The 22408-nt window shown below is 64.9% G+C and carries 22 protein-coding genes; 13 read left to right on the top strand and 9 right to left on the bottom strand.

The window, feature by feature from the left end:
- Positions 1 to 78 precede the first annotated feature (78 nt).
- The 4 genes from glcF to KBI52_RS13900 are packed head-to-tail and all read right to left on the bottom strand — an operon-like array spanning position 79 to position 4686.
- Complete coding sequence (gene glcF, locus KBI52_RS13915; RefSeq protein ID WP_210808195.1) at positions 79 to 1434, bottom strand: glycolate oxidase subunit GlcF; 1356 nt, start codon at positions 1432 to 1434, stop codon at positions 79 to 81.
- 9 nt (positions 1435 to 1443) lie between these two features.
- Positions 1444 to 2058 carry a DUF2585 domain-containing protein gene (locus tag KBI52_RS13910; RefSeq protein WP_210808193.1) on the bottom strand — a complete coding sequence of 205 codons (615 nt, stop codon included), beginning with the start codon at positions 2056 to 2058 and terminating at the stop codon, positions 1444 to 1446.
- Position 2059: 1 nt separating this feature from the next.
- Positions 2060 to 3256: an FAD-binding protein gene (locus KBI52_RS13905; protein ID WP_259060209.1), complete on the bottom strand. Its 1197-nt coding sequence runs from the start codon at positions 3254 to 3256 to the stop codon at positions 2060 to 2062.
- Positions 3253 to 4686: an FAD-linked oxidase C-terminal domain-containing protein gene (locus KBI52_RS13900; protein ID WP_173946451.1), complete on the bottom strand. Its 1434-nt coding sequence runs from the start codon at positions 4684 to 4686 to the stop codon at positions 3253 to 3255. The genes KBI52_RS13905 and KBI52_RS13900 overlap by 4 nt, the downstream gene beginning before the upstream one ends.
- A gap of 248 nt (positions 4687 to 4934) precedes the next feature.
- Between KBI52_RS13900 and KBI52_RS13895 the strand changes: the two genes are divergently transcribed.
- The 8 genes from KBI52_RS13895 (at position 4935) to bfr (ending at position 11288) form a co-directional block, all read left to right on the top strand.
- Positions 4935 to 5321 carry a cytochrome c family protein gene (locus KBI52_RS13895; protein ID WP_210808191.1) on the top strand — a complete coding sequence of 129 codons (387 nt, stop codon included), beginning with the start codon at positions 4935 to 4937 and terminating at the stop codon, positions 5319 to 5321.
- A 230-nt stretch (positions 5322 to 5551) separates the two neighbouring features.
- Complete coding sequence (locus tag KBI52_RS13890; protein WP_210808189.1) at positions 5552 to 6412, top strand: calcium-binding protein; 861 nt, start codon at positions 5552 to 5554, stop codon at positions 6410 to 6412.
- Between the two features lie 146 nt (positions 6413 to 6558).
- Entirely contained in the window at positions 6559 to 7335 is a 777-nt protein-coding gene (locus KBI52_RS13885; protein WP_173946454.1) for a (Fe-S)-binding protein, read from the top strand.
- A gap of 9 nt (positions 7336 to 7344) precedes the next feature.
- Positions 7345 to 8778: a LutB/LldF family L-lactate oxidation iron-sulfur protein gene (locus tag KBI52_RS13880; protein WP_210808187.1), complete on the top strand. Its 1434-nt coding sequence runs from the start codon at positions 7345 to 7347 to the stop codon at positions 8776 to 8778.
- Positions 8775 to 9446 (top strand): lactate utilization protein, encoded by a 672-nt coding sequence (locus KBI52_RS13875; protein ID WP_210808185.1) that lies wholly within the window; start codon positions 8775 to 8777, stop codon positions 9444 to 9446. Before KBI52_RS13880 ends, KBI52_RS13875 begins: the two co-directional genes overlap by 4 nt.
- 214 nt (positions 9447 to 9660) lie before the next feature.
- Positions 9661 to 10230, top strand: coding sequence for a putative glycolipid-binding domain-containing protein (locus tag KBI52_RS13870; protein ID WP_210808183.1), 570 nt, complete (start codon positions 9661 to 9663; stop codon positions 10228 to 10230).
- A gap of 119 nt (positions 10231 to 10349) precedes the next feature.
- On the top strand, positions 10350 to 10607 hold the full coding sequence (locus KBI52_RS13865; RefSeq protein ID WP_173946458.1) for a bacterioferritin-associated ferredoxin: 258 nt from the start codon (positions 10350 to 10352) through the stop codon (positions 10605 to 10607).
- A 192-nt stretch (positions 10608 to 10799) separates the two neighbouring features.
- On the top strand, positions 10800 to 11288 hold the full coding sequence (gene bfr, locus KBI52_RS13860) for a bacterioferritin (protein ID WP_173946459.1): 489 nt from the start codon (positions 10800 to 10802) through the stop codon (positions 11286 to 11288).
- A 59-nt stretch (positions 11289 to 11347) separates the two neighbouring features.
- On the opposite strand, the gene KBI52_RS13855 is transcribed toward bfr, so the two are convergent.
- The 3 genes from KBI52_RS13855 to KBI52_RS13845 all read right to left on the bottom strand — a co-directional run bounded on the left by KBI52_RS13855 (position 11348) and on the right by KBI52_RS13845 (position 17362).
- Entirely contained in the window at positions 11348 to 14083 is a 2736-nt protein-coding gene (locus KBI52_RS13855) for a bifunctional acetate--CoA ligase family protein/GNAT family N-acetyltransferase (RefSeq protein ID WP_210808181.1), read from the bottom strand.
- Positions 14084 to 14213: 130 nt separating this feature from the next.
- Entirely contained in the window at positions 14214 to 14681 is a 468-nt protein-coding gene (locus KBI52_RS13850; protein WP_262265539.1) for a GNAT family N-acetyltransferase, read from the bottom strand.
- Positions 14681 to 17362, bottom strand: coding sequence for a HAMP domain-containing sensor histidine kinase (locus tag KBI52_RS13845; protein ID WP_210808179.1), 2682 nt, complete (start codon positions 17360 to 17362; stop codon positions 14681 to 14683). The genes KBI52_RS13850 and KBI52_RS13845 overlap by 1 nt, the downstream gene beginning before the upstream one ends.
- A gap of 204 nt (positions 17363 to 17566) precedes the next feature.
- Between KBI52_RS13845 and KBI52_RS13840 the strand changes: the two genes are divergently transcribed.
- The 4 genes from KBI52_RS13840 (at position 17567) to KBI52_RS13825 (ending at position 19974) form a co-directional block, all read left to right on the top strand.
- Complete coding sequence (locus KBI52_RS13840; RefSeq protein WP_009763815.1) at positions 17567 to 17947, top strand: phasin; 381 nt, start codon at positions 17567 to 17569, stop codon at positions 17945 to 17947.
- Positions 17948 to 17983: 36 nt separating this feature from the next.
- Complete coding sequence (locus KBI52_RS13835; RefSeq protein ID WP_210808177.1) at positions 17984 to 18478, top strand: phasin family protein; 495 nt, start codon at positions 17984 to 17986, stop codon at positions 18476 to 18478.
- Positions 18479 to 18540: 62 nt separating this feature from the next.
- Positions 18541 to 18972 (top strand): NUDIX hydrolase, encoded by a 432-nt coding sequence (locus tag KBI52_RS13830; RefSeq protein WP_210808175.1) that lies wholly within the window; start codon positions 18541 to 18543, stop codon positions 18970 to 18972.
- 294 nt (positions 18973 to 19266) lie between these two features.
- Positions 19267 to 19974 carry an outer membrane protein gene (locus KBI52_RS13825; protein WP_210808173.1) on the top strand — a complete coding sequence of 236 codons (708 nt, stop codon included), beginning with the start codon at positions 19267 to 19269 and terminating at the stop codon, positions 19972 to 19974.
- 67 nt (positions 19975 to 20041) lie between these two features.
- Here KBI52_RS13825 and KBI52_RS13820 read toward each other — a convergent pair whose 3' ends face one another.
- A complete protein-coding gene (locus KBI52_RS13820) occupies positions 20042 to 20269 on the bottom strand; it encodes a hypothetical protein (RefSeq protein WP_173946466.1) in 228 nt (75 codons plus the stop codon).
- Positions 20270 to 20848: 579 nt separating this feature from the next.
- Between KBI52_RS13820 and KBI52_RS13815 the strand changes: the two genes are divergently transcribed.
- Positions 20849 to 21157 (top strand): hypothetical protein, encoded by a 309-nt coding sequence (locus KBI52_RS13815; RefSeq protein WP_173946467.1) that lies wholly within the window; start codon positions 20849 to 20851, stop codon positions 21155 to 21157.
- 83 nt (positions 21158 to 21240) lie between these two features.
- Here KBI52_RS13815 and mmsB read toward each other — a convergent pair whose 3' ends face one another.
- Complete coding sequence (gene mmsB, locus KBI52_RS13810) at positions 21241 to 22386, bottom strand: multiple monosaccharide ABC transporter permease (protein ID WP_210272002.1); 1146 nt, start codon at positions 22384 to 22386, stop codon at positions 21241 to 21243.
- Positions 22387 to 22408 lie beyond the last annotated feature (22 nt).

Below are 22408 nucleotides of genomic sequence, written 5' to 3'. Positions count from 1 at the left end.
AATTCACCCTTTCCCGACCTTTAGCCCAGATGGGAGCGGTTTGGAAATGAAATTTCGTTGCGTAAGAATGTAGCAGCCTCACTCGGCCGCGATGGTCAACGATCCCGAGATGCGCTTCTGGAAGCCGGCCGCCTCCAGGGCTTCCGGCATGGGCCCGCCGGTCGCCCAGTCGAGAAGCTCGACCGTGTGGACGATGGGGATCCCGGTTCCCTTCCCGATCTGCGTCATGCAGCCGATGTTGCCGGTCGCGATGAGATCGGGCTTGGTGCGCTCGATATTGGCGACCTTGCGGGCCCTGAGCTGGGCGGCGATCTCGGGCTGCAGCAGGTTGTACGTGCCGGCAGACCCGCAGCAGATATGCCCTTCCGGCACGTCCTTCACGGTGAAGCCCGCCTGCTTCAGCAGGGTCTTCGGTTCGGTGCGGATCGCCTGCCCGTGCTGCATGGAGCAGGCGGAGTGATAGGCCACCACCAGGTCGGTCTCGCGGACCGGCTCCACGAGCTTGAGGGACGTGACGTATTCGGTGACGTCCTTGGCGATGGCCGAGACGCGGGCGGCCTTCTCGGCATAGTCCGGGTCCTCCCGGAACATGAAGCCGTAATCCTTGATCGTCGTGCCGCAGCCGGACGCCGTGATGATGATGGCGTCGAGCCCCTCCCCGTCCATCTCGGCGATCCAGGCGTCGATGTTGCGCTTGGCGAAGCCATGGGCCTCCTCGTCGCGGCCCATGTGGTGGACGAGGGCGCCGCAGCACCCCTCCCCCTTGGGCTGGACCACGTCGACGCCATGGCGGTTGAGGAGGCGGACGGCGGCCTCGTTGAAGCCGGGCTTGAGCACCGGCTGGGCGCACCCGGACAGAATCGCCACCCGGCCCCGGCGCTCGCCATGGGCCTTGAAGGTGCCGGGCTGCTCGAAGGGCGAGCGGGCGGGCGCTTTTGCGGGCGCCAGTTCGATCATCGCCTGCAGGCGGTTGCCGAGGAGCGGCAGCCCGCCGATCACGCCCTTCAGGGGCTTGGCCAGCACCGCGGCGCCGAGCGCGAACCGGAAGCGGCCCGGATAAGGCAGCACGCTGGCCAACACCCAGCGCAGGAGCCGGTCATGCCAGGGACGCGTATAGGTCGCCTCGATATAGGCGCGGGCATGGTCGACCAGATGCATGTAATGCACGCCGGACGGACAGGTGGTCATGCAGGACAGGCACGAGAGGCAGCGGTCGATGTGCTTGACCACTTCCGGAGACGCGGGCTTGCCGCTCTCCAGCATGTCCTTCATCAGGTAGATGCGCCCGCGCGGGGAATCGAGCTCGTCGCCGAGCAGGAGATAGGTCGGGCAGGTCGCCGTGCAGAAGCCGCAATGGACGCAGGTCCGGAGGATCTTCTCCGAACTGGCCATGGCGGGATCTCTGAGCTGATCGGGCGTGAAATTGGTCTGCATGGTTTTGTCTCACATCGCCCCTTGCCAGCGGTTGATGGCATCCATGGGATGGATCAGCATGATGACGTTCAAAATGAGGTTGTCGCGGATCCAGAACCCGACGAAAGCTTCCATGATTGCGGCGACGAGCGCCGTCAGCCAGACCGGCCAGATCCGCGCCAAGACGAAGCCGGCCACCATGGCGAGGATGTCCGACACCGAGTTGACGACGCTGTCGCCGTAATAGTCGAGCGCGATGGTGGTCGCACGATAGCGCTCGATGACCGCGTCGGTGTTCTCGGCGATTTCCCACGCGGCTTCGAGCCCGATGGCACAAAGAAGCGCGACGCCGAAGGGCAGCGCCTTTCCGCGCAGAAGCCCGATCGCCCAGGCTCCCGCATAGAACAGGAAGCCGTGGATGACGTGGGAGGGCGTGTACCAGTCGGTCAGATGTTGCGAGTTGCCCGAATCCTTCACGGTGCCGTGCCAAAGCTCGATCGTCCCGCAGGTGCAGATCGGCGTGCGGCCCATCAGCAGGAGGATCGCGGCCGTGCATGCGATGAGCCCGAGGGCGAGGCCCGCGACGAGCGCCGTCCGCCCGCTGTTCGACGGCCGTGCCTCCGCGAATGATGCCGTGCCGGCCATCTCAGATCCCCGCGTACATCCGGCCGGGATTGAGGATTCCGGCGGGATCGAAGGACGCCTTGACGCCGCGCGAGAGCGTCATCAGGGCGTCCGATTGCGGTTCGAACACGTCGACGGCGGAGCGGATCTCGGCCGGGGCGCGCACCAGGGTGGCATGGCCGCCGAACGCTCCGGTCGCCTCGCGCAGGACGGAAGCGCCCGCATCGCCGTCGACAGGTGTCGAGATCCAGACGAGCCCCCCGCCCCAGTCGTAGAACCATTGCGCGTCGAGGGACTGCGCCACCTGCGCGACCAGGTCGGGCCCCTTGGTCGGCACCGTGGAGACGCGCCAGACGGCCCGGTTGCCCTGATCGGTCAGGAGCGTCACGTCGCGCACCGACTGCCAGAGGGCCTCGGCCCCGACCCCTTCGAGGATGTCCATGAAGCGGAAGCGCCTCAGCAGGCGCTTGAGCTCGTTCATCCGGTAATCGACCGAGATCCTGAAGCCTTCGAGCCGGATCAGCGTGTTGCCGCCCCGGCGGTCGCGGTCTGGAACATGGGCGGCGCCGGTCACGTCGAAGGGCGAGCCGAGCGCCATGGACAGGGCCTCGATGGCCTGCCGGTCGTCGAGGCCGCGGATCACGAGGGTCGCCATGCGCTCCTGCTTGGGCAGCACCTTGAACGTCACCTCGGTCAGGAAGCCCAGCGTGCCCCAGGAGCCGCCCATCAGCTTCACGAGGTCGAGCCCGGTGACGTTCTTCATCACGCGTCCACCGGATTTCACCACCTCGCCGCGCCCGTTGACGAAGCGCACGCCGATCAGGCTGTCGCGGGCGGCGCCCGCCATGATGCGGCGCGGGCCGGAGATGTTCATGGCCGCCACCGCCCCGATGGTCGGCTCACCCTTGATGCCGAGCAGTGAGCGGTAATCCATGGGCTCGAAGGGCAGTTCCTGCCCCTTCGCGGCCAGCACCCGCATGACCTCGAGCACCGGCGTGCCGCTGCGCGCGGAGATCACGAGTTCGGCCGGCTCGTAGAGCGTGATCCCGGTCAGGCCCGACGACGAGAGCGACGCGTCGGTCTGGTTCGGCCGTCCCATCGAAGCCTTGGTGCCGTTGCCTCCGACGTTGAGGAGCGTGCCCTTGTCGGCGGCCTCGCGGATGATGATCGACGCGTCCTGCTCGTCGCGGGGGGTATGGCGAGGGGGATCGACGATCACGCGGCGAACCTTCCTTCGAGGGGGAACACCTTCGCCGGGTTGAGGAGCCAGCCGGGGTCGAACACGCCGCGCACGCGCATCTGCTGCTCGAGATCCGTGGCGTTGAACTGGCAGGTCATCAAGTCGCGCTTCTCGATCCCGACGCCATGCTCGCCCGTGAGGCAGCCGCCGACCTCGACGCAGAGCCGGAGGATGTCTTCGCCGGCCTTTTCGGCCTTCTCCATCTCGCCCGGCACGTTGGTGTTGAACATGACGAGCGGATGCAGGTTGCCGTCGCCCGCATGGAACACGTTGGCGACGCCGAGCCCGTAGGACTTCACGATCTCGTCGATCCGGTTGAGCACGTAGGGCAGCTGGCCGGTCGGGATGGTGCCGTCCATGCAGATGTAATCGGCGACGCGCCCCGTGGCCCCGAAGGCGGATTTGCGGCCCTTCCAGATCGCCGCGCTCTCGGCCTCCGATTGCGAGACCTTCATGGTCTTCGGCCGGAACGGCTCGGCGATCGCCACGATGCGGCGGAGCATGTCGTCGATCTCCTGGTCCGAGCCCTCCACCTCGCAGATCAGCATGGCCTCCACGTCGAGTGGATAGCCCGCATGGGCGAAGGCCTCGCAGATCTGGATCGCGGGCTTGTCCATGTATTCGAGCGCCACCGGGATGATGCCGGCCCCGATGATCGCCGCCACGCAGGCGCCCGCATCCTCTACCGACGAGAATCCGAAGAGCGCCGGCCGCGCTCCTTCCGCCGCGCGCAGGATCCGCACCACGGCCTCGGTGACGACGCCGAGCTGCCCCTCCGATCCGCAGATCAGGCCGAGGAGGTCGTAGCCCGCAGCGTCGAGATGCTCGCCGCCGATCTCCACCACCGTGCCGTCGAGCATCACCAGGGTGACGCCGAGCAGGTTGTTGGTGGTCACGCCGTATTTCAGGCAATGGGCCCCGCCCGAGTTCATCGCGATGTTGCCGGCGATCGTGCAGGCGAGCTGGCTCGACGGGTCGGGCGCGTAGAAGAAGCCCTCGTGCGACACCGCCTGGCTGATGCCGAGATTGGTAATGCCCGACTGGACGCGCGCCGTGCGTGCCTCGAAATCGACGTTGAGCACCCGGTTCATCTTGGCGACGCCGAGCACGATGGCGTCCTCCTGCGGGATCGCGCCGCCGCACAACGAGGTTCCCGCCCCGCGCGGCACCACCTTGACGCGGTTCTCGTGGCAGAAGCGCAGGATCGCCGAGACCTCCTCCGTGGTCGAGGGCAGCACTACCGCGAGGGGCATCCGGCGATAGGCGGTCAGGCCGTCGGTCTCGAAGGCGCGGCGCTCGTCCTCGGACACGATCAGCGCCTCCGACGCGACAAGGCGTCCCAGACCGTCGACGATCTCCTTCCGTCGCGCCAGAACCGCTTTGTCCGGCTGTGGAAATGCAATGGTCATGGCATCCTCCCGAGGAATCACCGGTGCGTCCCAGGAATGGCTACCTTTACAACAAGGCGGCTTTTCCCGACGGCGTTTTCACATAATCTAGAATGTCTCTAACGCATCGTGGGGAAAAGTGGACCCGGTTTTCCGCAAAGAACGATGCGTCGCTCAAAAAATTCAGCATCGGATGGATCCCAAAAGTGGTGTCCACTTTCGGGTCCGATGCTCTAGGATGGGACAGGGGTCCAGCAAAGGAGTTTTTGATGCGTTCCTTCGTTCTTTCCGCCGCCCTGCTTCTCGCCGGGCTCGGGTCCGCCCAGGCCCAGGATGCGGCTGCCGGCGAGAAGGTCTTCGCCCAGTGCCGGGCCTGCCACCAGGTGGGCGAGAATGCGAAAAACGCCGTGGGCCCGGTGCTGAACGGCCTCTTCGGCCGCCACTCGGGATCGGTCGAGGGCTACAACTACTCCGCGGCCAACAAGAACTCCGGCATCACCTGGGACGAAGCCACGTTCCGCGAGTACATCAAGGACCCGAAAGCCAAGATCCCGGGCACCAAGATGATCTATGCCGGCCTGAAGGACGAGCAGAGGGTCAACGACCTCGTCGCTTACCTCAAGCAATTCGACGCCTCGGGCAAGAAAGCCCAGTGACTATTGCGGCCAAGCTCGCATTGCGCTGAATGCAATGCAGGTATCGAACAGCTCCGTTTCAGCATAAAAAGGCCAGCGTGAGCCGGGTTTTCTGCCCGGTTACGCTGGATGTTTCGCAGCGACGCGCCACAGCGTCGTCGATCATCATTGAAACTATATAATGAATCGAAAATTAGCCCCCTATGTCGGGTGCCGCGAGGCACCGCATCACGATCATAGGAGAGAGATTCATGGTGAGTCTTCTTGCCAGCATCCATGACCGAATGGCCGAGCTCGATCGGCCCGATCTGTCCAGGATCTCGGGCCTTCCGTTCGGATCCGATCTGCTGTCCCGCCTGCCGGTTCTCGAGCAGAACCCTGCGCCTCCCCCGAACACCATCCTCGGGACCAACGCGGGCGAGACCCTGGACGGAACGTCGTCCGACGATGTGATCGACGCCCTGGGCGGGAGCGATACGGTGTCCGGCAAAGCCGGCGACGACGTGATCGTCACGTCCGGCGACGGCTTCGACCGTCTCTACGGCGATGAAGGAAACGACGAGCTTCGCGGCGGCGATGCCGGCAACCTGCTCCACGGCGGCAGCGGCAACGATCATGCCTATGGCGGCGCAGGCGGCGACAAGCTCAACGGCGACAGCGGCGACGACGTCCTGGAGGGCGGGGCCGGGGTCGACAAGGTCAGCGGCGGATTCGGCCAGGACACCGTCATCGGCGGTGCGGGCACCGACGAGCTCGTGGGCGGCTTCGGTGCGGACGCCTTCCGGTTCACGCAGCTCGACGGCAGCGTCGACGTCGTATCGGACTTCAACTTCGTTCCCGACGTCGGAGAAGGCCTCGACCAGGGCGATCGTTTCGAGTTGAACCTCGGCGCCTTCGCGGCCTTGGGCGACGGCGCGGGCAACACCCTGAGCGAAAGCGAATTCGCCCTCGGCACGAAGGCGACGAGTGCCGGCCAGCACATTCTCTACGATCAGGCTGCCGGTGCGCTCTTCTACGACGTGGATGGCAGCGGCACGGCCAAGGCGGTGCAGTTTGCATCCGTCGCCGGACGTGTGGAGCTTCACGCGTCCGACTTCCTGCTGATCGCCTGAGAGACGGTCCTTGCGAAGCGGCCGGGCCTTATGGGTCCGGCCGCTCCCGTGCTTCATGACAGGTCTGCCGGCGGTCCTCTTGACCCAGCCTGATTTACGTTCATGGTACGATCTCAAAAACAACGCGAGATCCTAGAACCGTGAACATGGCCCCGAGACAGACCCGCGTCGGCCTCTTCGTCACCTGCCTCGTCGATCTGATGCGCCCCTCCGTGGGCTTTGCCGCCGTCAAGCTTCTGGAAGATGCCGGCTGCATCGTCGACGTTCCCGTCCAGACCTGCTGCGGGCAGCCGGCCTACAATTCGGGCGACCGCGGCACCACGCGCGACCTCGCCATGCAGGTGATCGAAGCCTTCCACGGCTACGATTACGTGGTGGCGCCCTCGGGCTCCTGCGCGGGCACGATCAAGGTCCACTACCCGGAACTCTTCGAGGAGGACCCGAACTGGCGCGCCAAGGCCGATGCGCTCGCCGCCAGGACCTACGAGCTGACGAGCTTCCTGGTCGACGTGCTCGGCGTCACCAGGGTCGATGCGACGTTCGACGGCGCCGTCACCTATCACGATTCCTGCTCGGGCCTCAGGGAGCTCGGCGTGAAGACCCAGCCGCGCCGGCTTCTCGGGAGCGTGGAGGGCCTGAGCCTCGTCGAGATGAAGGACAGCGACGTCTGCTGCGGCTTCGGCGGCACGTTCGCCGTCAAGTACAGCGACATCTCGGGCGCCATCGTCGACGCCAAGGCCAGGAACGTCGAGGAGGCCCATGCCCCCACCCTGCTCGCCGGCGATCTCGGCTGCCTCATGAACATGGCGGGAAAACTCACCCGCGACGGCCGTCCGATTCAAGTGCGTCATGTGGCGGAGGTTCTGGCCGGCATGACCGACGAACCGCCGATCGGTGTCGCCAAAGCCCCTGCCGTCAAGTAAAAGTCGATCATGACCGTTCATTCCACCTCCCCCCAGTTCAAGCAGAATGCCGCGCGGGCGCTGAACGACGATCAGCTCCAGAAGGCGCTCGGCAACGTGAAGCAGGGCTTCATCGACAAGCGCCAGATGGCGGCCGCCAAGCTGCCGGAATTCGAGGCGCTGCGGGATGCGGCGCGCGACATCAAGAACCACACGCTCGAGCATCTCGACCTCTACCTCGAGGCCTATGAGGAGAAGGTGAGAGCGTCGGGCGGGCACGTGCATTTCGCCCGCAACGCCGACGAGGCCCGCGACATCATTCTCGGCATCTGCCGCGACGCGGGGGCCAAGACGGTCACGAAGGGCAAGTCCATGATCTCGGAGGAGATCGGGATCAACCATCACCTGGAGGCGAACGGCATCCGGCCGGTCGAGACCGATCTCGGCGAATACATCATCCAGCTGCGCGGCGAGCTGCCGAGCCACATCATCGCGCCGGCCGTTCACCTCAACGCCACCCAGGTCGAGGAGGATTTCCGGCGCGTCCACACCCATCTCGACGCCAAGCGCGACCTTTCCGAGCCGGTGCAGCTTCTCACCGAGGCCCGGGCCGTCCTGCGCGAGCGGTTCCTGGCGGCGGACGTCGGCATCACGGGCGCCAACTTCCTGGTGGCGGAGACCGGCACCTCGATCATCGTGACCAACGAGGGCAACGGCGATCTGACCCAGATCCTGCCGAAGACCCATATCGTGCTCGCGTCCATCGAGAAGCTCGTCCCGACGCTCGAGGACGTCAGCCAGCTCCTGCGCGTGCTCGCCCGTTCGGCCACGGGCCAGGAGATGTCGGTCTACACCACCTTCTCCACCGGCCCCCGCCGCAGCCCCGATGCGGACGGGCCGGAGAACTACCACGTCGTCATCCTCGACAACGGCCGCTCCTCCATGCTCGGCACGAGCTTCGAGGAGATGCTGCGCTGCATCCGGTGCGGCGCCTGCATGAATCATTGCCCGGTCTATCACGCGGTCGGCGGGCACGCCTATGGCTGGGTCTATCCCGGCCCCATGGGGGCGGTGCTCACGCCCTCGCTGATCGGCGTCGACAAGGCCGGCCACCTGCCCAACGCGTCCACGTTCTGTGGGCGCTGCGAGAGCGTGTGCCCGGTCAGGATCCCGCTGCCGAAACTCATGCGCCACTGGCGCGAACGGGAATTCGAACGGCACCTGACCCCCGCCACCGTCCGGTCCGGCCTCCAGCTCTGGGGCTTCTTCGCCAGGCGCCCCGCCCTCTACCGGCTGGCGACCCGCGCCGCCATGGGGGCGCTCGCCCTCGCCGGACGCCAGCGCGGCCGCTTCGCATGGCTGCCCATGGCCAAGGGCTGGACCAAGTACCGCGACTTCCCGGCCCCGCAGGGCGAGACCTTCCAGCAGCGCTGGAAGCGCGAGCGCAAGGGGGCCCGCGCATGAGCGCCCGCGACGACATTTTCGCCAACATTCGCCGCTCCCTCGGCGTCAAGGGCAGCGAGACCATCCGGCGGCAGATCGTGGCCGACCGCCTGGAACGCGCCCCCAAGGGCGTGATCCCCCAGCGCGGGCAGGTGTCCGGCGAGGAGCGCATCGCGCTCTTCAAGACCATGGTCGAAACGGCGCTCGCCACGGTGACAGAGGTCGCCTCCCCGGCGGAGGTGCCGCAATCCATCGCGCTCTTCCTGCGCAACCACAACCTGCCTGCGACCCTGCGCATGGGCGACGATCCGCGCCTGCAGGCGATGCCCTGGTCCGAGACCGCCCTCGAGATCGCCCATGGGCCGAGCGAGGGCCGCGACCTCAACGCGGTGAGCCACGCCTTCGGGGGCGTGGCCGAATCCGGCACCCTCGCCATGGTGTCGGGGCACGAGAACCCGTCCACCCTCAACTTCCTGCCCGACAACCACATCATCGTGGTGTCGGCCAAGGACATCGCGGGCGATTACGAATCCGTCTGGAATCGGGTCCGCTTCGCCTACGGCAAGGGCACGATGCCGCGCACGGTGAACTGGATCACCGGCCCGTCCCGGTCCGGCGACATCGAGCAGACCCTGCTGCTCGGCGCCCACGGCCCGCGGCGCCTGCATGTGGTGGTGGTGCGGGACTGAGGGCCTCGCGCCGGACCGTTGCCCCGATTTCAGGCACAAGCCGCTCCTGCATGTGATCACCGGCCTTGTGCCGGTGATCCCGCTTCTGTGTGGCGCCGCGCCTTTCCGATCGGGATGGCCGGCACGAGGCCGGCCATGACGGGGCGGGCGATTCGACAAGCCGCCTGGCTGAGCCATAATCGACCGGCACAAGAGCTGCGCCCCGGAGCCCCCCATGTCCATCCCGACCCTGATCTTCCGCGCCCTCCGCTGGTCGGCCTGGGACGGCTGCGAGGCAGGATTGGAGCATGTGGACGTGCGTCCGGCCGATGGCGGGCTCGCCATCTCGGGCGTCGTCGTCGGCCGGGAGGGCGAGGACGAGTTCGGCCTCTCCTATCGGGTCAGGCTGGATGCGCTGTGGCACACGAAGGAGGTCCACGTGAGGACCACCTCGGGGCACGTGCTGCATCTGGAGAGCGACGGCCGCGGGCACTGGCGCGAGAACGGCAAGGACCGGCCGGACCTGCAGGGCTGCATCGATGTCGACATCCAGGCGACGCCTCTGACCAACACGCTCCCGATCCGGCGCCTCGACCTGGAAACCGGCGAGAGCATGGACATCCGCCTCTGCTACATCGGCGTGCCCGATCTGACCGTCTCTCCAGCCGACCAGCGCTACACGGCGATCGATGCGGGCTCCCTCTACCGGTTCGAGAGCCTGGAGAACGGCTTTACCGCCGATCTCCCCGTGGACGGGGACGGCTTCGTCCTGGACTATCCCGGGCTGTTCAAGCGCCTGGGCTGACGCGCCCGGGCTCAACCGTGACATCTGGGCACAGGGAATAGTGCTGGCGCCCCGCCGATTTTTCCATTAAGTCTTTGATATCACACGTAGTTTTTAGTCATTCTAAACTAGAACAACAAATGATCGTCTGCTCCTGCAACATCCTCTCCGACGGTGATGTCAAAGCGTGCCTCAAGCCGGGACCGGAATGTCCCCGCACCCCGGCGCAGGTCTATCGCTGTCTCGGCTGCAGCCCCAATTGCGGGCGCTGCGCGCGGACGATCCGCGCGATCATGGACCAGGCGCTGATCGATGCGGGAGTCGAGCCCATCGCGGCCTGCAACCGCGGCTGCTGCCCGACCGCTTTGGAAAAAGCCGCCGCCGAACCCACCCTTTGAAGAAAACAACTTCCACCCTAGTTCACAAATCCTCTAAAGACTGTTCCGGCGCATCCGGCGCCTTGAGTATCGGACCCAAACGTGGACCGCACTTTTGGGATCCATCCGATGCTTTTTCTGGATGGGCGCATCGTTCGAGCTGAAAACCGGATCCACTTTTCCGCACGATGCGCCAGTGAACGAGAGGGTAGGATGAAGGGTGATCCCAAGGTAATCGAGTATCTCAATCGCGGCCTGCGCAGCGAGCTGACGGCGGTCAACCAGTACTGGCTGCACTACCGGCTCCTGGACGATTGGGGATACAAGGAACTTGCGAAGACCTGGCGCAAGGAATCCATCGAGGAGATGCACCACGCCGACCGCTTCATCGAGCGCATCATCTTCCTTGAGGGCTTCGCCAACCTGCAGGTGCTCGATCCCCTGCGCATCGGCCAGAACATCCAGGAAATCCTCGAATCCGACCTGGCGGCGGAATACGACGCGCGCAACCTCTACGGCGAGGCGGCGGCCTATTGCGACAGCATCGGCGACCGGGTGTCCAAGAACCTCTTCGAGGAGCTGATGGCCGACGAGGAAGGCCATATCGACTTCCTCGAGACCCAGATCAACCTCGTCGAGCAGGTCGGCATCGAGCTCTACGCCCAGAAGCATATCGGCGGGCTCCAGGACGACCACGATTAAGCATTCGCCATCATTCCGATGCAGGACACGGCCCGCCCTCCCGGCGGGCCGTCTTCGTTTCACCCCGGCGGCGGCTGCTGCTGCGCGAGCTTTTCCGGCTCGTGGATCGACGCGATCGGCAGGGTGACCAGGCGCAGTTCCGGATCATCCGGATCGACCCGGACCGAGAAGCCGAGGCTGCGGCACATGTCGAGCATGGTGGAATTCTCGCGCAGGACCTGGCCTTCGATCTCGTGCAGGCCGTCCACCTTGGCCCATTCGATCATCAGGCGCATCAACTCCCAGCCCAGGCCGAGCCCCTTGAGGTCCGAGCGGAGCAGGATGCCGTATTCGCCGGTTTCATGGTTGGCATCCGCATGGAGGCGGACCGCGCCCATCATCTCGCCCGTCGCCTCGTCGAAGGCCACGAAAGCGATGGCGCGGGCATAGTCGAGCTGCGTCAGACGGGCCAGGAAGGTGTGGCTGAAGTCGCGCACCGGCGCGAAGAACCGAAGGCGCAGGTCCTCGGGCGTGATCTGCTCGAAAAAGCGCCGGAACTCCGCCTCGTCCTCCGGCCGGACGGGCCGCACGAACGCCGTCCGTCCATTGCGCAGCTTGATCGTGCGCTCCCATTCCTTCGGGTACGGCCTGACCGCGAACCGCGGATGGCCGCTCCCCTTCCGGGTTTCGGGCGCGACCGCCACGCGGGCATCGACCGCGATCACGCCGGTCTGGTCGGCCAGCAGGGGGTTGATGTCGAGCTCGCGGATCTCCGGGATGTCGGCGGCCATCTGCGCCAGCTTCACCAGCGTGAGGGCGATCGCTCCCTCGTCGGCCGCCGGGACATCCCGGTAGGCCTTCAGGCGCCGGGACACCCGGGTGCGGGCGATCAGGTCGCCCGCGAGTTTCAGGTCGAGGGGCGGCAGGGCCAGCGCCTTGTCGTTGATGACCTCGACCGCCGTGCCGCCGCGCCCGAACAGCACGACGGGGCCGAAGGAGGGATCGTCCGCGAGACCCACGATGAGCTCGCGGGCCTTGGCCCGCCGCACCATGGGCTGAACGGTGACGCCCGTCACATGAGCCTGCGGCTTCAGGCGGGCCGCGCGCTCGAAGATCTCGGCGGCGGCCTTCCTGACCCCCTCCTCGGTGGTCAGGTCCAGCTTCACGCCGCCGATGTCGGACTTGTGCATGATGTCCGGCGAGAGAACCTTGACGGCCACCGTGCCTCCCTCGGCGATGATCGGCCGGGCCGCCTCCCCGGCTTCGTCCGGCGTGGTCGCGAGGGTGACCGGCACCGTCGGAATGTCGTAGGCCCGCAGCAGGGCATTGACCTCGAGCGGGTCGAGCCAGCGCCGGCCCTGCGCCAGCACATGCGCGACGACGGCTCGCGCGGCCTCCGTGTCCGGCTCGAAGTCATGCGGGAGGTTGTCCGGCGTCTCCATCAGCTCCTCCTGCGCCTCCCGGTAGCGCACGAGCTGCATGAAGCCGCGGACCGCGTCGGCCTCAGTGGCGAAATTCGGGATCCGCGCCTCCTCGAAGAGGCGGGCCGAGTCCGGATCCTCGCCGATCCAGGCGGCGAAGACCGGCTTCTGCCGGTAGCCCCGGGAGCGGTCCCGCCGGACCACGTCGACAACGGCTGCGGCGACGTCGGAGGCCCCCGCGATGGCCGTGGGCACGTTGAGGATCAGAACCGCATCGTTCTCGGAATCGGCCAGCAGGGCCTCGAGGGCCCCCGCGTACCGGGCCGGGTCCGCATCGCCGACGATGTCGATGGGATTGGCGTGGGACCAGGTCGGCGGCAGGATGGCGTCGAGGGAATTACGGGTTTTCTCCGACAGGGGCGCGAGCGTTCCGCCGAGATCGACCAAACGGTCGACGGCGAGAACCCCGATCCCACCTCCATTGGTAAGAACTGCCAAACGGCTTCCAGAAAACGGCTTCTGCCGTCCCAGGGTCTCGGCTGCGGCGAAGAGCTGGTCGAGGTCGAGTACCCGAAGCAGGCCGGCCCGTCGGAAGGCCGCGTCATAGACGGCGTCGGACCCGGCCAGGGCCCCGGTATGGGTCGCGGCAGCCCGGGCTCCCTGAGCGTGCCGCCCGGCCTTGATGACCACCACCGGCTTGACGCGCGCGGCGGCCCGGGCCGCCGACATGAATTTCTGCGCGTTGTCGATGGACTCGATGTAGAGGAGGATCGCCCGGGTGCCGCTGTCGGCGGAGAAGAAGTCCAGGCAATCGCTGAAATCGACATCGACCTTGTCGCCCAGGGACACGATGGCCGAGAACCCCACCTGCCGCTGGGCGGCCCATTCGACGAGACCGGCGGCGAGCGCACCGGACTGGGACACGAGAGCCAGGTCCCCGGGCCTGACATTATGAGCGGCGAAGCTGGCGTTCATCCTGGCGCGCGGTGCCAGTACGCCGATGCAGTTGGGGCCGACGATGCGCAGCCCGTGAGCACGCGCCGCGAGCCGGACCTGATCGCCCAGGGAACCTGCGCCGTATCCCATCCCGGCGGTCGCCACGATGGCGGCGCTCACGCCCGCTCGACCAGCCTCCTCAATCACGCCGAGCACCCGCTCGGGCGGCACCGCCACCACGACGAGGTCGGGGATCTCCGGAAGCTGTTCCACGGATGCGAAGCAGGGCCTGCCCTCGACCTCGATATGATGCGGATTGACGGGAAAAAGCTCTCCGTCGAAGCCTCCTGCGATCAGATTGCGCACGAAGATCAGGCCGAGAGAACCGGGACGAGGGCTCGCGCCGACCACCGCGATGGAACGGGGGGAAAACAGCCGATCGAGGCGATAGGTAGACATGGCGATCCTTCGTCTCGTGGAGCATCCGAACCCAGTACGTATCGCGGCCGCTCATATCTGCAATATGCATCGGCATCGTTGATCGATCGCAATTCGCCGAGGATGGGAAGCATGACGCGGAAAGATCCGGTTACGAACCGTGCCGGATTTCGGGGCGAGCCCACCGGTAATGGGCATCCGGACAATGCTCCTCGTTGCCCGAACCATCGGTTACCGTGACCAAATCGAACCCGTGGTGTTCATAGAAGCGGCGTGCCTGCGCGTTCTCCTGAAACGTCCAGAGGTTCAGCTCGGCACGATTGTCCCTGACGGAGGACAGGAGAGCCGATCCGACGCCCCTTCCGTGCCATGCCGGATCGACGTAAAGGTGTTCCAGCCAATCCTGCCGCGCAGCGGCAAACCCGATAGGCTGGGTGCCCGCCTCGGCCAGCCAGACCTCGGATGTCGGAAAAACCGTCCCCCGAAAGAAGGCGAGATCCTCATCTGGAGTGTGAAGATCCGGCAGGTAAGGCAGGCAGGTCTGGCGGACGCGACGGTTCAGGTCGGCGATTGTCGGCACGTCCGCCAGAGCGGCGCGGCGGAGCGCGAAGCCAGGCACTATTCAGCCAGGACGCGTGTCGGAGGAAAGATCACCTCGACGAGGGTTCCCTCGCTTGGCTTGCTCGCGATCTGCAGCGCGCCCCGGTTCGCTTCGACGAGCGCCTTGGTCAGCGGCAATCCGAGGCCCGTGCCGCCGCGCTTGCGCGAGGTGGCGAGCTGGCGGAACGGCTCGAGCGCCGCTTCGACCTCCTCGGGCGTCATTCCGATCCCGGTATCGCGCACGCGGAAAGCCACCTCGCCCTGATCCGTGATCGCCGTGGAAACGATGACCTGCCCGCCCGCATCGGTGAACTTGATGGCATTGGAGACGAGATTGAGGACGATCTGGCGCATGGACCGCTCATCGGCCACCACCGGCGGCAGCTTCGGCGCGAAGCTCATGCGCATGACGATGCGGTCGCGCGCAGCCTGGGGCTGAAGCAGGGTCACGCAGGACGAGACCAGTTCGTTGAGGCTCACCCCCGTGAAGGACAGCTCCAGACGGCCAGCCTCGATCTTCGCAAGATCCAAAAGATCGTTCACGAGGCTGATCACATGGGACCCGGAGGCATGAACGTCTTTGAGATACTCCTTGTAGCGTTCATTGCCGATGGCGCCGAACCGCTCTTCGAGCATGACCTCGGCGAAGCCCAGGATGGCGTTCAGCGGCGTGCGGATTTCATGGCTGATCTTGGCCAGGAGATCGGATTTCTGAGCGCTCGCCTCCTCGGCCGCGTGCTTGGCGCCGATCAACTCGCCCTCCGCCCGCTTGAAAACCGTGATGTCGCGAAGAACCGCGCAGAAGCGGCGATCCGGCCCGTCGCCGAGACGGCCCATCGTCATGAAGAGCGGAATCGACCCGCCCTGACGCTCCCGGCCGAGCACCTCACGCCCATCATTGAGCAGGCTCCGGACACCGGGGGTACGCAGGCTCTCCAGGTAGTCGAGAGCGACCATATGGCTCTCCGGGGCCAGGAGAACGGTGATCGCATCGCCCGCCACCGCCTGCTCGTCATAGCCGAAGAGCGCCTCGGCCGAGCGGTTGAGGGAGAGGATGCGTCCCGTTTCGTTGAGCACAATAACGCCGTCGGTTGCCGTATCGAGGATCGCCTCCAATTCATGGATCCGGCTGTCCTGGACAGACGCCGGAGCGTCGCCGCCGGCCGCAATCCGGACGACCATCAGATCGGCCGGCTCGCCCCCCCACTCGGCAGACGCGGAGCGCACGGCAACGGCGATCGTCTCGCCGGCCCTTGTGGTGAGCGCGAGAGTAGAGTCACCGTCGCCTGCACCGCCGAGAGCGGGGGAGCCGCGAAACAGGTGGACGATCCCCCCGTCCGAGCGGATCTGTTCGATGTCGTCGTAGCCGGTCAGGTCGAGAAGAAAGCGATTGCCGAACAAGACGGTCTCGCCGCGATGGACCAGCACACCGATGGGCAGGCGGTCGAGCACCCGGTCACCCTTATCTGAAGCAGTCGGCGGCTCCAGTGAGGACGGACCGGGCTCGGGAGCACCCACCGGCTCTTCAGGGACCCTATCATCCTGGGCTGGCCCGTTGTGCTCCAGCCGCGCCCCCAGCGCGCGGGCGATCTCACGAAAGGCGTTGCGCTCCGCAGTGGAAAGTCCCGATGTCTGACCAGTCTTTTCGGCAGGACGGCTCTGCTCGCGCGGCTCCGGATCAGACGGCCTGGGAGTGGACAGAGCCTCGGTCACTCGATGGCGAAGACTCGAAAACCAACTTTCCTCTCCGGGCTGCTCGGGTTCGGCGGAAGGCTCCTCATCCGGCATCTCCTCAGGGGGACGGAACGGCAGCGTCTCGTCGTTGACGAGGCTTTGTGCAATCAGATCGGCCGGGACAATCGAGGGTTCATCCTGTGCCTCGCGCTCGCGAACATCCTCCATGCGCAGGAGCCCGAAGCCGCGGAAGCCGACGAGTTCCCGGCCCAAGCCGAAGACCGGCATGCCGGCCCAGTCGACGGGCACCTGCAGCCGTGAATTGTCGACGCTCCAAAGAACCGTGTGCCCGCTCCAGGTTTCGCGGCGCGAGAAAAGGGCCGCCACGGCCCCGTCAGGATCCTCAACGACCGTCTGGGCCACCTCCTCCCATGTCAGACCGAGGATGTTGCCAGCGATCGGTCCCACAGCCCGGGCAAGATCAGGCGACACATCGGTGAAACGGGTCTGTGCATCCGCGTGCCAGATGAAGCGAACCGGACCGGTTCGCTTGATGGGCGGAGAGGCGCTCTCGACGTCGGTTGGCACAACGGGCTCGGGAGCCGTTTCCTCGACCGGCTGGACTGTGCGAGGACGGGACGAGGGCTTCGGCACGCCGCCGGAGAAAACTGTCACCAAGACGTTTTCGCCATTCTCCAGCGACTCCAGACGGCAGAGGGCCGCGACTGGGAGCCAAGGGCGGTTCGGATCAAGGCGGAGCCGCTCCTGGCGAACTCCCTGCCGCGGTGCGCGGCCACCTGCCAGGGCCTTGATGCGGTCATGAGCCCGGAACCCCGGGACCACCTGCCCCGTCCCGTCGGTGAATGCGTCCTGCACCCCCCGGGCCGCTGGAGACGCCCAAAGCAGCCTGTCGCCAGTCTGGTCCCAGACAAGCACGCCCGCGTCAGGCTCGGCCAGAAGGCGCAAGTCCGGCTCCGCGGCAAGCCGCGCCATCAGCGCCTCGAATGGGTTGGGTCCGCCCGTCATTAACGGTCCTTGCTGTGAACTGCCTTCGATCCACCTCTGGCAGAGCTTTTAGCCTAATATCAGCGGCCAAGCATGCAAAGCACCGACACTTGAATCCTTTTACTTTCAGGTAACCTTAATAAGGGCGACGCAAAAGGGAGTTGATTTTGCAGCGCACAATGTGATATTGCACTGCACAAATCCCTCAACGAGCAGGAGTATCCTATGGCCACGAACCCGACCCAAAATTATGAAGTTCCCCCGGAGATGCGCGACTTCGCCGAGAAGAGCGTCGAGCAGGCCCGCAAGGCCATCGACGGCTTCATGAGCGCCGCTCAAAAGACTGCCGACACTTTCGAAGGCTCAGCCAACACCGTTCAGGCCAGCGCAAAGGATGCTGCGCGCAAGACCTTCGCCTATACCGAGCAGAACCTCTCGGCTGCCTTCGACCTCGCTCAGCGGATGGTGCGCGCGAAGGACATGCAGGAAGCCATGCAGATCCAGGCCGAGTTCGTCCGGACCCAGTTCGAGGCGATGCAGACCCAGATGAAGGAGTTCGGCTCTCTGGCTCAATCGGCCATGAAGCAGCCCGGATCCAAGAAGTAAGCACCCTGCTCCTTTAGACCTTGCGAGGACGTCACGATGGCGGAAGTGAAGAAGCCCAAAGCCAAGAGTACAGCCAAGAGCATGCAGAAAGCCGGCGATCTGGTCGAGATGGCTGCCATCCCGACCGCCGACACGGTCGAGGCCGTCACCGAGGCGACGCCCGTTCCCCTTTCTGCGACTGCCACAGCTCCCATTGAGGCCGGAACCTTCTTCTCATCCGCCAGGAAGCAGGGTGATGCCCTCCGCCAAGCCATGAGCGAAGCGGCGGCGGCATCGGCCAAGGGCGCCCTCGAGGTGAACGACAAGATCATCGACGCCATGATCACGCAGCGCCATGCTGCGCTCGACCTGTGGCGCTCGGCCATCAAACCGTCCCCACTTCCTGAGGCCTTCAACGCCCAGAGCCAAGCGGCTCGTCAGGTCTTTGAGGCGGCTTCCTCGCAGTGGAAAGATATCGCCGAGACCACGGCTCTCTGGTTCACCAAGAGCCTCGAGCCTTTGCAATCGGCACTGCACCGCTCGGGTCGCTGACCACACTCCACATCGGCGCTGCATTGTATTAAGGCTCGGCCGTTCATGGCCGGGCCTTTTTCATGTTCACATCCCCGATTCCTGCCGTCATTGCCGTCGTGATCCGGGACGGCTACACTCTGCTCGTGCGGCGCACCAACCCGCCCGATGCCGGTCTATGGGGCTTTCCCGGCGGCAAGATCGAGTTCGGCGAAACGGTCGAGGAAGCGACGATGCGGGAGCTTCTGGAGGAAACCGCCGTTCATGCGGAAGCCCAGGATGTCATCACCACGCTCGATGTCATCACGCGGGGTTCAGGCGGGCAGGTTCAGCAGCACTATATTCTGACCGCCGTGCAATGCCGTTGGATTTCAGGCGAGCCGATCGCCGGCGACGATGCTCTTGAGGCAAAGTGGTTTCTTATCGAGGATCTCGATCCGACCGTCCTGCCGATGAGTGCAGATGTGGATGTTGTCGCCCGCCGCGCAAAGGCCTTGAACCTTCGTGACTCCTGAGACGCACGCCCAATGCAAAAAGGCCTCGCCCCGAAAAAGGCGAGGCCAAGTTTTGTCTCTTACTTGGAGGCCTCGCGGCCAAACTTCACGCTGGGATCTGCGCACAACAGGCGCAAGACCTCAAGTCGGGCGCGGCTGAAATGGTTGATGAACAGTAAACGTTCATCAATCGTCAATCATATTTCGAATGGTTCCCGCTTCCGATATTGCAACATTCTCTCGCTATCCTTTATTACACCCGGGACGGGCAATAAATGCCTATCTGATCTTGGTTGCAAAGCACGGAATACAGTAATGCGTACCTCTGCTCTTGGACTGCTCGCTGCCACGGCGGCTCTTGTCATTGCGGCTTCGCCGGCGCACGCGGCTGACCTGCCGGGCCGTTATTCTCCTGCTCCCGCCTACAATGCTCTTCCTGTCTTCACCTGGACGGGCTTCTACGCCGGTCTGAATGCCGGCTACGGCTGGAACGCGGGCGACAGCCGCTTCTACGATCCGGCTTTCGGCACCATCAAGGGGCGCCGGAGCGGCGGCTTCGTCGGTGGTGCTCAGGCTGGCTACAACTATCAGTTCGGCATGTTCGTGGCCGGCGCTGAAACGGACCTGCAATACGCCGCCGTCGGCAACAAGGGCGCGTCCTACGGCACGACCTATTATCCCGGCGATTCGGATGGCTTCTTCGGCACGATCCGCGCGCGCGCTGGTGTCGCCTTCGACCGGGCCCTCGTCTATGGCACGGGCGGCTTCGCCTATGGCGATATCGGCGGCAACCGGGGCTATGACCCGCTGCTCGGCTATCACAGCGGCGACGAGATCAACTGGGGCTGGACCCTCGGCGGCGGGGTGGAATATGCCATCACCAAAAATTTCACCGCCAAGGTCGAAGGCCTCTATGTCGATCTCGACACGAAGGACAACTACAATCTCGGCGGTCGGGTCAACGTGAACCGCGATGCCGAGTTCGGCGTGCTCCGCGCCGGCATGAATTACAAGTTCAACTGATCAGGCCCTGCCCTCGAAAAGCGAAAGGCCCGATGTCGCCATCGGGCCTTTTCATTTGTTCGAAGCATCAAGGATCGTTCACGCTTTTTGGTACCCTGAACTGATCCCGTCCGGTTTCGCTGCGCTTGATGGCGAGCAGACGCCGCGCCGCGATGGCACCCGGTTCGGTGGGATGAAGTCTGTTGTTGAGCACCTCGATCTGCCAACGCTGCAACTCGAGCAGGGCTTGCAGGCCTTTCACCCGGGCCTGGAGAGCGAGAGCATCCTTCAAAGGGTCTGGTCCGCCAGTCGGCATGGGACCATCCCTGACAATCTTGGGATGAATCATGTCTGAACGCGCAATAGGAGGGATCAAGCACTAGTCGATTCCACACCAGGAACATAGTCCCCGAAGCAGCTGTGCAATACGATTTAAATTATACGCTATTACGTCAGAAATATGGCTCCTCTCAAGGTCGGTATGGCGTGCAGGAACCTGGGAACGGTCAGGCGGTTGGATCAGCACAGCTTACTGGAGATTGTCATGCCCGAGACCCGTCATGAGAGGGAGGCCGAAAAGATCCTAGGCTCGTTGAGCCGAGTGGCACACGATGCAGAAGCCCTGCTGCAGAGCCGTCGCCTGCTGGCTGAAGCTCTCGAGGACGCCGAGGAGAGAGGACGTCGGATGTCCGCACAACGGAAGGAGTCGAGTGGTTGAGGTTCTTCACCCTTCTCTAACCCTGGCCATGCGATGCCTGTTGCCGGCGGCCACCCTCCCCCTGCGACATTGATACCGAGGAACGGCCTATGACGAGGCACGTTCCTTCCCTGTGCGATAGGACACAGCGGAAAACTCTCGGGCGTGGTGATCTCCGAGTGTTGGGAGAATCGGTCAATGCGCTCCACTTCGTTTGCAATCACGCTCGGCACCCTGGGTGCCCTGGCGGTCGGGTCTGCCGCTCAGTCGGCCGATACCCGCGTTGCATCCATGCCTTTCGGCGAGTGCCTTTCGATCATCAACGAGGCCGCGCAGGATGTTGACGAGGAGCCGGTCAAGCTGGTGAGCACGAGCGACATCGTGACCGTTCGCATCAATGCCTCGGACGGCTTCGTCACAGTGTCCTGCGACCGGCGCAATGACAGGATGACCTTGACCAAAAGTCCCGTTCCTGAAGCCGCCGGCATGACGGCGGAGGCCCGCTAAGCTTAACGCTTTCAGCCTCATCCCAAATCGAAACGGCGAGCCGAGGCTCGCCGTTCTGCTGAGTCGTGTCAGTGGAAGCGCGCCTACTTCTTCCGGTTGTAGACGTCGAGCGAGACGGCCGCGAGCAGCACGAGGCCTTTGATCACCTGCTGATAGTCGATGCCGATGCCGAGGATCGACATGCCGTTGTTCATCACGCCCATGACGAAGGCGCCTATAACCGCACCCGTCACCTTGCCGACGCCACCTGTCGCCGAGGCGCCGCCGATGAACACGGCCGCGATCACGTCGAGCTCGAACCCGAGGCCGGCCTTCGGGGTCGCGGTGTTGAGGCGGGCGGCGAAGATCAGGCCGGCGAGTCCCGCCAGCACACCCATGTTGACAAAGGTCAGGAAGGTCAGGCGCTCCGTCTTGATGCCCGACAGCTTGGCCGCCTTCTCGTTGCCTCCGAGCGCATAGATGCGCCGGCCGATCGTGGTACGGTTGGTCACGAAAGCGTAAAGGGCGATCAGCACCGCCATGATGACAAGCACGTTCGGCAGGCCGCGATAGGTCGCCATCAGGTAGCAGAACGCAACCACCAGAACGGCCAGAAGGCCGTTCTTGAACAGGAACAGCCCGAAGGGTGCCGTCTCGACTGCATGCTTGAGCTGATTGGCCCGGCTGCGGAAGCTGAAATAGATGATCGCAGCCACGCTGGCGGCACCCAGAAACAGCGCCGTGTAGTTGAAGCCCTCGCCACCAAAGACGTCCGGAATGAAGCCGGAGCTCAGGCGTTGGAACACCACCGGGAATGGGCCGACCGACATGCCGCCAAGGAGCGCCAGGGTCAGGCCCTTGAACACCAGCATGCCGGCAAGCGTGACGATGAAGGACGGGACCTTGAAATACGCGACCCAGTAGCCTTGAGCGGCACCGATGAGCCCACCCACGATCAGGCAGGCGATGGTGGTCGTCACGGGATCGAAGCCCCAGCGCACCATCATCATGGCGGCAAGGCCCCCGACGAAGCCCACGATAGAGCCGACCGAGAGGTCGATGTGCCCGGCCACGATGACCAGGAGCATCCCCAACGCCATGATGACGATGTAACTGTTCTGGAGCACCAGGTTGGTGAGGTTGAGCGGTCGCAGCAGGGTTCCGTCGGTCACCACCTGGAAGAACAGCATGATGACCAGAAGCGACAGCAGCATGCCGTAGTCGCGGAAATGGGTTTTGACGAACTCCATCCACGACGTTTTCTGCTGGGGA

Source organism: Microvirga sp. HBU67558, from assembly GCF_018069605.1.
Classification (GTDB): Bacteria; Pseudomonadota; Alphaproteobacteria; order Rhizobiales; family Beijerinckiaceae; genus Microvirga; species Microvirga terrae.
The sequence above is the reverse complement of the archived record's forward strand: the minus strand, read 5'-3'. Positions and strand labels throughout refer to the sequence as shown.